Annotated in this window: 9 protein-coding genes; 3 read left to right on the top strand and 6 right to left on the bottom strand. The window is 37.0% G+C overall.

Going from position 1 to position 13,370, the window contains the following annotated elements; genetic code table 11:
- Nucleotides 1-62 precede the first annotated feature (62 nt).
- From NYE53_RS03430 to NYE53_RS03415, 4 genes are read right to left on the bottom strand one after another with little or no spacing between them, the layout of a single operon-like run.
- Nucleotides 63-3,221 carry an HsdR family type I site-specific deoxyribonuclease gene (locus NYE53_RS03430; RefSeq protein ID WP_339247269.1) on the bottom strand — a complete coding sequence of 1,053 codons (3,159 nt, stop codon included), beginning with the start codon at nucleotides 3,219-3,221 and terminating at the stop codon, nucleotides 63-65.
- Nucleotides 3,222-3,242: 21 nt separating this feature from the next.
- Nucleotides 3,243-4,436, bottom strand: coding sequence for a restriction endonuclease subunit S (locus tag NYE53_RS03425; protein ID WP_339247267.1), 1,194 nt, complete (start codon nucleotides 4,434-4,436; stop codon nucleotides 3,243-3,245).
- Nucleotides 4,426-6,018, bottom strand: a complete 1,593-nt coding sequence (locus NYE53_RS03420) for a type I restriction-modification system subunit M (protein WP_339247264.1) — start codon at nucleotides 6,016-6,018, stop codon at nucleotides 4,426-4,428. Before NYE53_RS03420 ends, NYE53_RS03425 begins: the two co-directional genes overlap by 11 nt.
- A 20-nt stretch (nucleotides 6,019-6,038) precedes the next feature.
- Nucleotides 6,039-6,608, bottom strand: coding sequence for a restriction endonuclease subunit S (locus NYE53_RS03415; RefSeq protein ID WP_339247261.1), 570 nt, complete (start codon nucleotides 6,606-6,608; stop codon nucleotides 6,039-6,041).
- Between the two features lie 948 nt (nucleotides 6,609-7,556).
- Between NYE53_RS03415 and NYE53_RS03410 the strand changes: the two genes are divergently transcribed.
- Nucleotides 7,557-8,111, top strand: a complete 555-nt coding sequence (locus tag NYE53_RS03410) for a DUF420 domain-containing protein (RefSeq protein ID WP_044444891.1) — start codon at nucleotides 7,557-7,559, stop codon at nucleotides 8,109-8,111.
- A gap of 134 nt (nucleotides 8,112-8,245) precedes the next feature.
- Here NYE53_RS03410 and NYE53_RS03405 read toward each other — a convergent pair whose 3' ends face one another.
- Nucleotides 8,246-9,598 (bottom strand): IS1182 family transposase, encoded by a 1,353-nt coding sequence (locus tag NYE53_RS03405; RefSeq protein ID WP_339247258.1) that lies wholly within the window; start codon nucleotides 9,596-9,598, stop codon nucleotides 8,246-8,248.
- 127 nt (nucleotides 9,599-9,725) lie between these two features.
- Complete coding sequence (locus tag NYE53_RS03400) at nucleotides 9,726-10,391, bottom strand: hypothetical protein (protein ID WP_061573204.1); 666 nt, start codon at nucleotides 10,389-10,391, stop codon at nucleotides 9,726-9,728.
- A gap of 532 nt (nucleotides 10,392-10,923) precedes the next feature.
- On the opposite strand from NYE53_RS03400, the gene NYE53_RS03395 reads away from it, so the two are divergent.
- Both NYE53_RS03395 and NYE53_RS03390 read left to right on the top strand, forming a co-directional pair.
- Nucleotides 10,924-12,762, top strand: coding sequence for a T7SS effector LXG polymorphic toxin (locus NYE53_RS03395; RefSeq protein WP_339247255.1), 1,839 nt, complete (start codon nucleotides 10,924-10,926; stop codon nucleotides 12,760-12,762).
- A 20-nt stretch (nucleotides 12,763-12,782) separates the two neighbouring features.
- Nucleotides 12,783-13,118 (top strand): tRNA-Val4, encoded by a 336-nt coding sequence (locus NYE53_RS03390; RefSeq protein ID WP_339247254.1) that lies wholly within the window; start codon nucleotides 12,783-12,785, stop codon nucleotides 13,116-13,118.
- Nucleotides 13,119-13,370 lie beyond the last annotated feature (252 nt).

The following is a 13,370-nucleotide window of genomic DNA, read 5'->3' as shown; positions in this document are numbered from 1 at the left end:
AAAGGCCAACTGAAATCGCAGTTGGCCTTTCGTTATATAGATTCCTTTAGTTCAAAATGTCTTTATCTCAGCTCGCCATCCAAAGGTACAATGACTTCATCTAACATCTTTCTCCACTGACGCTTCAACTCTGGTCCGTATTTCAACGGTTTTGCATCTGGATGTACGGCTTTATACTGATCAAATTGCTTGCTATTGATAATTCCCCCGATATTCGGAATAGGATCTGCCCCTACCACATATTGAACTGCAGATAAATACAGTTCATCCTCTGCCACAAACCAAGTATTCGCAAATTCCCTAACTGCTTGGCTGCGTTCTTTCGTGAAGAAGCGTCTTTTCACTACAAGAATATCTTCCTCTTCATCTACTTTTTTCGTATCAATGGCATTTAACATCTCACGATATACATCTTTAACAATGTCTGATTTCTCCAGTTTTTGAAGTGCGCTTTCGATCTCATCACGGATATTCTGGTTATTGGCCGAGTATGTTTCTAAAAGTCGATCAATATACGTTGAATCAATATCATAGATCTTCACTGCGTTTTCTCCATAAAATTCAATGTCTGAGAAATCCGGCTCCGGACCATCTTGATTCTCTTCATCTATAAGTGAACCTTTAATCGTGTTATAGATACCAATATATTCTTCTAATGTTTTGACCTGTTCTTGAAGTGCTGTTGATTTCTCTATATCATCGTTATAGTCATCATACGTCACTAACGCTTCGTATGAATTGTTTAGCTCTTGGAACGTTTTCACAAATTCAATCCGAGTGTCAAGAGGGGAGTGCTCATCAATGTCGGTTGGATTTGGAATAAGTGTCGTTAGCGTTTTATGAGCCTTTTTAAAACGTTTCTTCGATTCATCGTACGTTGGATAAACAAGACTAGATTCCTCTTGTGCATGAGAATATAACTTCGTCGCATTCTTTACGTTTTGTTCCATTGTAAAAGGTTTACGGAATGTGACAATTAATCCTTTTGTCTTTCCTGGATACGTACGATTGGTCCTGGAAAAGGCTTGAATTAAATTGGCATAACTTAAATTCCGATCCACAAATAACGTTTGAATCGTTGGGGCATCAAAACCAGTCAATAACCGATCGACAACAATGACAAGGTCAATTTGTTTCCCAAATTCTTTAAATTCCCCTTTTTTACGAGCTAACCGATTGTTAATATCACCATTATATCGTTCAATATCTTCTATCGACCAAGCAGTGTGATAGTAATCGTTATAATCCTTAATAATCTCCATCATTTCATCTTGAGTTTGCTTGGAATCTTCCTCGTTTTCTTGCATTGAATACGTAATTGCAATCCGAGGAAAATCAGGATCCTCAATTGTACGCCCTGTTCGGATCGGGTGTCCCGCAAACTCTTTTGTTAACCAACCTGGATCTTTCGTCATTTCTTTAATTGCCTGATAGTAACGTTTCGCCATATCAATGGAACTTGTTGTTAAAATAGCTGATTTTTGCGGGCGGCCGTTTTGAAAATCAAATTTAATATAGGCATTATCCGGCCTAAAAATCTTATGAATGACTTTTTGAATATGTTCATCATTCTCGAACGAAGATGGTTCAAGGTATGCTTCTTTTTCGATTCCATCCATTCGATCAATCATATCGTTGATTTCATCATCACTACAATTGGCGTATTTTTCTTGATGACGCAGCTGTTCGAAAATATGATTATTTAATGAAGTGGGGTCAATTGTATCTTCATGCTCTACTTGAAACCCTAAAACAGCACCATCGTCTAACGCATTCTTAATGGTGTACGTGTGCAATACGTCTCCATATTGGTCACGGGTGGTGCGAGCTAATCGGCCTTTAGCTTGTTTTTTATTTTCATTAAATATCGGTGTCCCTGTAAATCCAAACCAAGTCGAATTTGGAAAGAACCCCTTAATGACTTCCATGCCTTCTGCACTTAACGCACGATGGCATTCATCCACGACAAAGACAATATGTTGTCCCAGCAGTTTCTTAAAGCGCTGAGTACCTTTTTGCTCCTCTTGCCTTTGGGCATAGCGCAAGGCAGCTTCTAGTTTTTGACGAGTGGTAATAATCACTGTATTGGAATTGGCATCAGACAGTAGAGTATCACTTAACTCCTTCGCACTTCCAGTTCCGACAATCAAGCTATTCGATATTGCATCACCAGAAGAAATACCGGTATTAAATTCGGAAGCAAATTTGGTGAATTCTGTCGTCGTTTGATTATCTAAGTCTTTTCGGTCAATCAGCATAATGGTACGGTCTACACCTGGTTTGCGAGCCAATAACTTCGTAGACACAAAACTTGTCAACGTTTTTCCTGAACCGGTCGCATGCCAAACAAAGCCGGATTGATGCCTCATGGCGGACGTAAACAAGGCTTCTATGGCATGAATTTGATACGGTTTTAACACCACTAGAGCTTTGTTGTCTTGGTCTTCACTCACAATTGTATAATTGGCAATCAAGCGGTGTGCATCTGGAATGTTTAACACTTGTTTCACAAACTCATAGAGATTTTCTACTTTTCGATTATCCGTTGTCCGCCAGCTAAAGATCAATTTCTTATGCATATCTTTTGGAAGCGCATTGGCAAAATAGCGAGTCGTTTGTTCGTTGGAAATGACAAATAACTGCAGGGTGGAAAAGATATTGTTTCGAAACATTCCTTCTTCTGCGTATTTCTTGATTTGATGATAGGCTTGGAATACGCCGTCTTTTGCACTGGCCTGTTTTAACTCAATTTGAACAATGGGCAATCCATTAATGAGAAGTGTCACGTCAAAACGCCGATCTCGACCGTCAACGTTTGCTTTTTGTTTCGCTATCTGGTGAACGACTTCGTATGTAGAAATGCCTCCGCCAATGTCTTGATTGGAGTACAGCACCAACGACATCGAACCCAATGAAACATCTTCACGTTCAATCGTAATACGAGCAATTCCATTTTCCCCTTTGAGCCATTTTGCAGCATCAAAGGGTGTCTGTGTTTTCGATAATAACTCTGTCTTTATTGTGTCAAATTCCTTATCAGTCATTGGATGTTCCCCAATTTCTGATAAGTTATTTTGCGTAATCTTTTGACGCAAGTTCTCCCACAGGTCTTCTTCAGATTTCAAATCAGGACGATAATTCCACTGATTATACCCTTCGCCTAACACTTCAATCAGGCGGCGCTCTACCTCTGCTTCATCTTTATATTGGATCGTTGCCATGATTCTCCCCCTCTTGATTCGTTAGACAAACATCTTTTGTAAGAAAGCTTTTTTCGTTTCTTTTAAGGCATCTAATTCGCGTTGGTGAAGGGCGATCGTGTCGTCTAGTTGTTTGAAGAAGTTGCCGATTTGGGTTTGCTCTTCGATTGATGTTAACAAAACTTTTTTTTCTTCCATTCCTTTTTTCGTAATATGAACCATTGTTGAACCATTTTTATCACTTAATATTTTTGCTTTATCATATTCTAATAGCTGAATCGCAAATTGTTTATCAAGATTATTTGATAAATCCACTTTCCAAATATGATAATGATAAATGACTTTATCTCCATACCAGATATGTGGACCAAATGTGGCAGACCATGTGTATAGTAAGTCTCCTTTTTCTGCGTAATACTTTTCATCAAGTTCTAAATCAGAATAATACCAAGAATCGTTTGTATAAAAATTACCAACTCGTAACACTTTATATTTACCAGAATTTAATAACTCGTGTTGTTTGTATGCTCTACCGTTTATAAATGTAGCAACTTCTTTCAACTTACGCTCTTCCCACTCCCCAGTAAATCCCGGAAAACGAACCTCCGGCACAGACTCCCCTTCTTTTGGAAACATTTTTTGCAAGAAGCCCTGTTTTGTTTGTTTGAGGGTGGTTAGTTCTTGTTGATGAAGAGCGATCGTGTCGTCTAGTTGTTTGAAGAAGATGCCGATTTTAGTTTGTTCTTCTAATGACGGTACAAATAAAACCATTTTTCCCAATTGCCTTCCTGATATTTCTAAAAAAGTTGATCCCGATGCATGTTTTAATGCAAACTCTTTTATTTTATGTCCTATAGAATAAACAAAATAAGTATTGTAATTATTGTTAACTACTAAAGATTGAAAGCCTTGGTTTGTAGCTCCATCTTTTTTTAAGATAGCCATATCTCCAATTCCAGCACGAGAGGTGAACAAAATTGTTTTGTTCGCAGGTAGTACTTTGGCAGAACTCTTTTTTAATCCAAGTGAAGTTATTTTTCTTTGACTACCAACAGCATATATTTCTTTTCCAATTTCTACTGGTGAATACCAATCTATATCACCATCCCAATATTCTTGAACAGCAGTACTTGGCGTTCCTCCACCAATAATTTCAGCTACTTCATTCAACTTTCGCTCTTCCCAGTCCCCATTAAATCCCTCAAATCTCACTTCTGGTACACGCTTATTTCCCACGATTAAACACCTCTAACGCACCCTTGATCCACTCTGCATTTTCTTCATCATATTGCAATGAAGAAACCATGTCATACAAGCTAGCTTCTAGTTCCGCTTTTTCTTTTCGAATATCTTTGATTTTCGAGCCAATTGCAGCCATATCCACAGGTTCTTCTTCTTCAAACGTATCGACATATCGAGGGATGTTCAAATTGAAATCATTCTCTTTGATTTCATCGAATGTAGCAACGTGGGCATATTTCTCCACATCTTCTCGTTTCTTATACGTTTCGACAATCCTATCAATATGTTCTTTAGAAAGTTTATTTTGGTTCTTTCCTTTTATAAACTCTTTACTTGCATCAATAAATAACACATCACGAGTGCTGCGATTTTTCTTCAAGATGATGACTGTTGTTGGGATCGATGTGCCAAAGAATAAGTTTGCTGGCATACCAATCACGGCATCAATGCTGCCATCTTCTAATAATTTCTTGCGAATCACACCTTCTGCCGCACCACGGAACAGAACCCCATGGGGTAAGACGATGGCCATCGTTCCCGAATCTTTCAAATGGTAGAACCCATGTAAAAGAAAAGCAAAGTCGGCTTTTGATTTTGGCGCTAACTTTCCGTAACGATTGAAACGTGAATCATCTAAGAATGTAGCATCTGCAGACCATTTTGCAGAGTAAGGCGGATTCATAAGAACAGAATCAAAGGTATATGGCTCATCTGTCGGCCAATCTTTGTTCAATGTATCCCCATTGCGTAACCGCATATCTTCTTTATTCACACCATGCAAAATTAAGTTCATCTTCGCTAGATTAAAAGTTGTTGTGTTTAGTTCTTGCCCATGATATTTCACACTATCTGGATAATGAATATAGTTTCGAATATTCAACATTAGAGAACCAGATCCCATCGTGGGGTCAAATACGCTAAACAATTTTTTGTCTTCTTGACCGATTGCGGCAATACGCGCCATCATGTCAGATACTTGATGAGGTGTGTAAAATTCTCCCGCTTTCTTACCAGCTTCTGAGGCAAATTGGCCAATTAAGTACTCATAGGCATCCCCAATGACATCCCCATCATGACCGATTACATTGACATCATTTAGTTTCTTCAATACTTCAGTAATCGTAATGTTTCGCTGTTGGTCATCTGATCCCAGTTTTTTTGATGTCAAATCCACGTCATCAAACAGACCGTTGAATTGGTCATACTTCGTGGACAAATCGATAAATGCCTTATTCAAATCATTCAGCTGAAACGTATTTTGTTTCGCTTGATTGGCTAATACATTGAATAAATGCTTCGGCGCAATATCATAACCTAATGTATCGACTAACGTCTCGATCAAATCATTTTTGATCTCTTCATCCGCTAATAAATCCCGGTACAACTGCGTTTGTTTTTCTTGAGTGTAGTATTCTTCTAGCGATTCATCTGCGATTTCAACGACTTTTTCTAATAACTTATCAGATAAGTATTTATAAAAGATCAATCCTAATAAGTAGTTTTTATACTCTGATGCATCCATTTTGCTTCGCAAGTTGTCTGCGGCACTAAATAATTTTGAGTGTAATTCAGCCATAGTTGTGTTCCTCACTTTTTCTATTGTTGGTCTAATCTCTTCAATGCTTCTAAATAAAGTTGCTCTTCAAGTACCGCTTGTTTCTTCGCCAAAGCTTGACGCTTTCTCAAACAGAAATAAGCGTTTCCAATCGTCTGTTGTTTCTCAATACTAGGTAACTCAATCTCCAATTCTTTTAATATTGAAGGAGTCAATTTCGGTACAGTGCTTCCTTGCATGGAAATCGCCATTTGTTTTTTCATAGCGTGCGACTCATTTAATGCATAACATAAATATCGACTATCCAAATCATTATGTTCAATCATGAGTTTCGCAAAGTTTTGGTTGATGACCTTTCCGTGATGTAAGTCACTCACGATCCCAGCCTTCGAACTAACAAAGCTGAAAACAACATCCCCGACACTGCTCAAATAGCTTTCTGTATGATTTGATTGTTCAGCACGAGAACTAACTTGTGAGTCTAGAAAAGAGCCATCTAAATCATTTATTAAGTCCTCATATGTATAAGCAACTAATGTAGGATCATTTTTCTCATGTCCTCTGGAAAGGTTTCTCCCTATTTTAACCGTTACAATCTCTTCAAGTCGCATAACCCGCCCTCTTCAAAAAGTATTTCTTTAAAATTACTTAATCTAATTGCAATTTAAATCATATCATTCTATAACTACCCAGTCAACAATTCGTCTTGTAATTTTCACGAATTACACATAACCAATAAAAAGAGACCCCTCGTACATGCATCGAATGTATGAAAGGTCTCACTAATCCCTGATATTTTAAGTCTTCTTAGAGTAAAAATAACTTCTGAATCCCTAAATATCAAGGGCCTAGGAGGGCAGATTACATCATTCCACCCCATGCATTGCCCCTATTTATGTCCTTTTTTCACCCGATAGATATCTCACCATTTTTTAATTTTTGCACCCATATATCCACATGTTGTGATGATTTATATAAGAGGATTTCATAAAAACGTACGAAAGCTCCTTTTAATATAAGAGGAGCTTCATTTATCATAGGGCCTTCTTCCGGCCGGCTTTTAATTCTTTTTTAAAGGCTTGTACATGTTCAAGCAAAAACATTGCAACTGTCCCAACCTTTTTAACAGGCTTGAGCTTCCGTGAAGTCACAAGAGTAGCTTAAACGTGCCGAGTGATTCCAAGCAGTTATCCCACTTCCGCTGCAGTCAAAACTTCTTTCTGGATAAACTTAATTTTTTCGTTTTCTTTCATGTCGGCATTCTCTCCACATTATAATGGTCCCTTTTAACAAGGTAAAAACAACGGCTATCATCAATACAGTATGCGCAATCAGCTCAGATATACCTCATCGGTCAGGTTAATTGCAACGATCACAATAACCAAAATGAGCAAAACGGCAATATCTCATGAACTGTATTAAAATATTTTTTCATACTTATATAATAACTTTTACAACCTTAAATAGATATTGTGTAGAATAGGAATTAAGTTTTGTTTTTTTCATATAGGGCCCATTATGGAAAAAATCATGTTAATTTAGAGAGGGAGGTGAAAATTTTGAATAGAATAAAGACTCAAAGGTCCAAGGAGAACTCAAATTATACAAAAACAGTAATCACACTTTCACTTTTAGCTAATGTGATTATCTTGCTATTATTTTTTTCGCCTTTAGGGTATAAGGGGGAGGTGAATTTTAATATAACCATCTTTCCTCGTATAAATGCTGTTCTAAATAGCTTTACGTTCATCTTTCTTATAGCAGCTTTAATTTTTATAAAAAAGCATAACATTAAACTTCACAGAGCCTTCATACTTGCAGCATTTTCTTCAACAATATTATTTTTATTTTCATATTTAACTTACCACTTCTTATCTCAAGAGACCACTCATTATGGAGGAGAAGGGCTCGCCAAATACTTTTACTACATTATTCTAACTTCTCATAGTATTCTTGCTGGTATTGTCGTACCTTTAGCGTTATTTTCATTAATTTGGGGTTTAACAATGCAGACACAAAAACACCGAAAAATAGTACGTTGGACAATGCCAATTTGGCTGTATGTTAGCCTTACGGGTGTTTTAGTTTATTTATTAATTTCTCCATATTACTAGTGATAAAAAAACGCTCCTATATAGGAGCGTCAGCTTGTAGAGAAAACGATGTTTTTTCTACAAGCTTATTTGTTTTGTAATGTTTCTTTAGATTTTCAGCTGATTTCAAAAACAGAAAAAGAGCTCCCACATACCTAGCTCTGCTTGGCTAGGTATGTGGCAATCTTCTTCATGTTTTGGCATGCGGCTGTGAGGAGAACTTGTTCGCTCACATTCCGTTTTCCCCTCAACCTGCAATAGCGAAGCCCGTGCAGTTGTTTTGAATCTGCAAAGCTTCGCTCTATTTTTTCTTTTCTTTTTTTGTAGAGGTTTTTTCCTGAAACAGACAAGCGATTTTGTCTGACCTTTTCTTTATGATCTTCCCATACATGCCGAGTAATCACTTTCTGCTGATTCTTTGATTTTGTACAGTTTTTAAGCAGCGGGCATGAGGAACATATTTCAGGATTTGATTTGTATGACCGGTAGCCTTTTCGGTCAGTTGTTGAGTATGTAAGTGTTTGGTGATTTGGACAAATGTATCTGTCTTGTTCACTGTCATAATGAAATTTCCATTTTGGAAACAACCCTCGGGTAGGGTGATAACGTCTATGTGCGATGACACCAAAGATTTGTCGGTCAGATAATCCTTTACAGATCGGAGTCGTTAAATATCCGGAATCAAGGGCGACGGCTTCTACTTGAAAACCAAATCGTGCGATTTGGTGATCCAATCGGTCAAGATAGGGCACAGAATCATGGACATTTCCGGGTGTGACATAGGCATCGGTGATAATGTTGAATTTCATATCTGTTGTACGGTGATCTAAATAGAAAAAACCTTCTGGTTTGTTTTCACGATACAGATAGCCACTTTCCGGATCGGTTGTACTGTGGCGGATCTCTTTTTCAGCTTTCACCTCCTCTTTGGCTGTTAATGGCTTTTTTCCGTGTTCCTCCCGATCCTCTTGAATGGCTTCATTTAAATCCTTGATATAGTTTTGGGTATCCTGCGCAATTGTTTTTCTTGTGTATTTATGCCTGTTGGCATTGGCTTTAAGGTGTGTGGAGTCAGTGAATAGGACACGTCCGCCCACCATGTCATGATTGATGGCCTGAAGAACGATCTCATCAAAAATATCTTGGAAGATGGTTGTATCTTTAAAACGTGTGCGTCTGTTCCAGCTGATGGTGGAGTGGTGTGGAACTGGATCGTTTATGTTCAATCCGAGAAACCATCTGTACGCCATATTGTAGTAAATTTCTTTTTCGAGCTGTCTTTCTGAACGGATACCATAGAGGTATCCGATAAACATCATTTTGAATAAAATCAGCGGATCAAGTGAGGGGCGGCCTTTGTTTTCACTGTAGTAAGGCTTAACCTTTTCAATGATAAAAGAGAAGTCTATGTATTTATCGATTTTTCGAAGCAGATGATCCTCTTCGACAAGTTGGTCGAGAAGAACAAATTCGGCTGCGTTTTGAGAAGAATTTCTTGTGTGGAACATGGGAAAGACACCGTCCTTTTGAAGTCTCTCTTTTATTTTATTACAGAAGAATGGATATTTTAAGAAAAAATAAAGGCTGTCGAGATTTTCTCGACAGCCTGACGCTCCTATATAGGAGCGTCGTTTTTCAACCGAATAATTGTTCACACATATCTTTTGCCCCAGCCCAGCTTATTCCGCCAGTTACTGCTGCACATAATACACCACATGCAACTGCTCCCCAACCTCCAGTTACAGCTGTACAAGCTGCAATACAAGCAAATTTAGATCCTGTACCAAGAACTGCACCTACGATAGCACTACATAAACTTGATTGTTTAAAATCAGCAGACTTTCCTGAAATAAAATTTTCATCTAATTTATTTCCATCTTTATCAATTGTAACAGAATATTTTGCTCCTGATTCTGCGTTTATGACTTCAGCTTTTACAGTCTTATCATCTAGTTTTTCAACTTTTTGTTTTAAAGTTACAAATTTTTCGTTATTAACGTCAACAAAATACTGGTTATACTCAATCTTATCTTTACTATCACCTAGCTTTTCTGCGATAATTACAGCTTTGTCTTTATCATTTTCGACTACTGCAGCTTTTTCTTTATCCAAAGCTAACGTGTTCACATTATTGTCTTTTAATATTTCAATAGTTTTATTTAGATCTTTTGTGGTAGGTGCTACCAAAGGATCTGTTTTCTCACAGGTTGGACACTTTTCCTCCGCTTGAACTATTGACGTACTTCCGAACATTAGTGTTATCATAGTAAATGTTAACACTACAGCTAAAAGCTTTTTCATAGAACATCCTCCTAATCGTTATTTACATACTATATTTTACCAAATATTCTACTATATTAAATGGGTTTATTTCACTAAAATAGAAGAGGTGTTTTGTCATGACCAAAAAATTCTCTAAATTAATAACAGTTGTTTTCGTAATAACTTTAGTAAGTCAAATTGTATTTTATTCTCTAAATAAAGACTTTAACTTTTTCTCTTGGAACTTTATCTCAACCTTCATAGTCTATTTTCTAGTTTTATTAGTTTTATCTTTTTTTACAATGAATTTTTATAACAAAAATAAATAATTCCCTCTCTCTATGAGAGGGAATTTTTAATTTCAATAACCTCAATTTTTTTTCGGTCTATAAATCTAACTGTAGAAAGCCCTTCTAGCTATAGGCGTGGCGGTAACCCAAACAAGAGATTCAGATAGGTAAAATGACATAGTTAAAGTTGACCATTTCACACTTTTGTATCACATTTAGTCTGTTTCTTCATTTTCCCATGGTAAAATCTTGTTGATCTATTTAAATGAAAGGATATGAATATGAAAGTATTTGAAGCCAAAACACTGCTTTCAGAAGCAGATAAACGTGCAAAAGAATACAAGGAATTAAGAAGCCAGATGGTCAATCTTAAAAAAGCCTTTAAATCCGTAGCTCATTTAGATGACAGTGAGTTTTCCGGAAAAGGCGCTGACAACATCAAAGCATTTTATCAAGATCACGCTGGTGTGGCTGACAATTGGATTGATCTAATAGATATGAAAATTGCTTTTTTGACAAGCATTTCAGGCGCTTTAGAGGACGCTAGCTTATCGGATGCATACATAGAAGAATCCTTCTTAGAACACGAGCTGGCTAACGCCTATACAAAATCAAAATCCATTATGTCTGAACAGAAGAAAGCGATGAAAGATATCTTAAATGATATCGACGATATTCTTCCGCTTGATTTGTTCTCGACAGAAGTCTTCAAAGACGAACTTGCTGATGCAGAGAACAAACGTAAAAAAACAGTCGATAAACTAGGCAGCGTAGACGAATCACTTGTTACTGAATATGCCCAATCAGAGCCAAACGAGCAATTCATCAAGAAGGACTTCCACAAGCTTGAGGAATCAACAGGTAAAGGCAAGAATGCTACCCCCATCCATTACAATGCCAAGGCGTACCGTGACAGTGACATACATAAGAAAAAAGGCGATATTGAGAAACAAACTGAGGCTTATTTGAAGATCAAGAAAGACGAAGCGAAAGAACGAGAAATCAAAGAATTGAAGAAGAAGCTAGCTGACGGAGTGACAGATCCGGATGAATACTTAGAAATTGCCAAGAAGGTCGGCTATGAGAATCTTACCCCTGAACAGCTCCAGTATGTGGTACAGCTTGAACAAGCAAAACAGCTGAAGGCCGTCGGTGAAAGTGTAATCAATACCGGTAAGACAGTAATTGACTTCGTCGACGGAGTTAATGATGGAATTGACGATGTGATTGACGATACGATATATGGCATCAAAGACTTGGTTGTAGGTACATGGGAATATTCACAGCTTCCTACCGAACTAAAACTCACAAAAACAATTTCAACAGTTTTAAGCGTGCCCTCTTATTCAAAAATCATCTGGACAAGCCTGATCGACTCATGGAATGATAAAATGGTAAATGGCGATGCATACGAAAAAGGGCATTATATCAGTTATGCGATAGGAAATATCGTTGGCCCAAAAGGTGCAGGTGCCGCAGTGCAAACGACTACCAAGCTTTCTAAAGTAGGTAAAGTAGTTGAAGGTGGAACAGCCGCTGCTCATGTCAATAAAGGGCTTTTAAAGGGAAAAGACTTTATTAACCCCTTATTAAAAAATAAATATGAACCTGCACTTGTAGGGATAGCTAAAGATATTGACAATACGTATAATGCAAAAAATACTCCTTTGTTAAAAAGTATTATTGAAAATCAAAAAGAGAGTATTTTAACTAAATCTACAACATCTAATTTCAGTTCGGGTAATGGAAAGTATACCACAGGTACAATGAAGCACATCTACCATGGAGAAATAAATAAACGCGGTAAAGCAGTTGGTTATCACCATGAAAGTATGATGGGCGGAAAAATTATTCAGGGTACGGAAAAAAAACCTGATAAAAACGGAGTTTATATGGCAAAGGTTGAGGTTGACGGTGTTAAAAAAATAGCTGATTCTAGTTTCTTCCCTAGAGAGTGGAACCGTGCAGATGTATTAAAAGCTATTGATGAAGCTTACCAAACTAAAAAGCAAATCGGCTCAAATAAATTCAGGGGCATGTCTGCGTCGGGTATTAAAATAGAAATGTATTTAAATAAGGATGGAACAATAGCAACTGCATACCCGTTATATAAAAAATAATCTTGAAGGTGAAATAACATATGAAATATCCATATAAATTTGAAGAAGATCCATTTGGTGATTTAGGAATAGTATTGCCAAAAGAAATCAGTATTTTCTCTGATTTCATTGAAAACATCGCTACAGAAGAACAAGCCAACGAGTATATAGATTACATTGAGAAGGTTTTAGAAGGGATATATGAAGATTTTGAGATTGAGTTAAATGCTACAAGTGTTCTCATTAAAAAAGATGTGACAATTGTTGAAAACTCTTTTAGGATAGAAGAACCCTATGAAAACTCAATTGAAACCGATCAATTTAAAGAATTGCTATTAATATGGCGAGATAAAATTCCGGACATATTTAAAGGCTGAATAAAATTAAAACCCTTCTTACATAAAGAAGGGTTTTACATATCGAGGCGGAGATTTCATATGATTGAATGGGATTTCGGAGAGCAACCTGTTAGTAATAAGGAAATTAATGAAGTAGAAGACACATTACAAGTAAAGTTCCCAAAAGATTATTTAGAATATGTCAAAATTTATTCAGCGCTACCCCCTCTCCTGAAACTTTTGATCTTGAAGATAGGGAAGAAATTGCATTCGGATACTTACATAGCTTCC

Origin of the sequence: Bacillus sp. FSL R5-0523, from assembly GCF_037975295.1 — a bacterium.
Taxonomy (GTDB): domain Bacteria; phylum Bacillota; class Bacilli; order Bacillales; family Bacillaceae; genus Bacillus; species Bacillus subtilis.
Note: the sequence above shows the minus strand (reverse complement) of the source record. Positions and strands in the feature narration are given on the sequence as shown.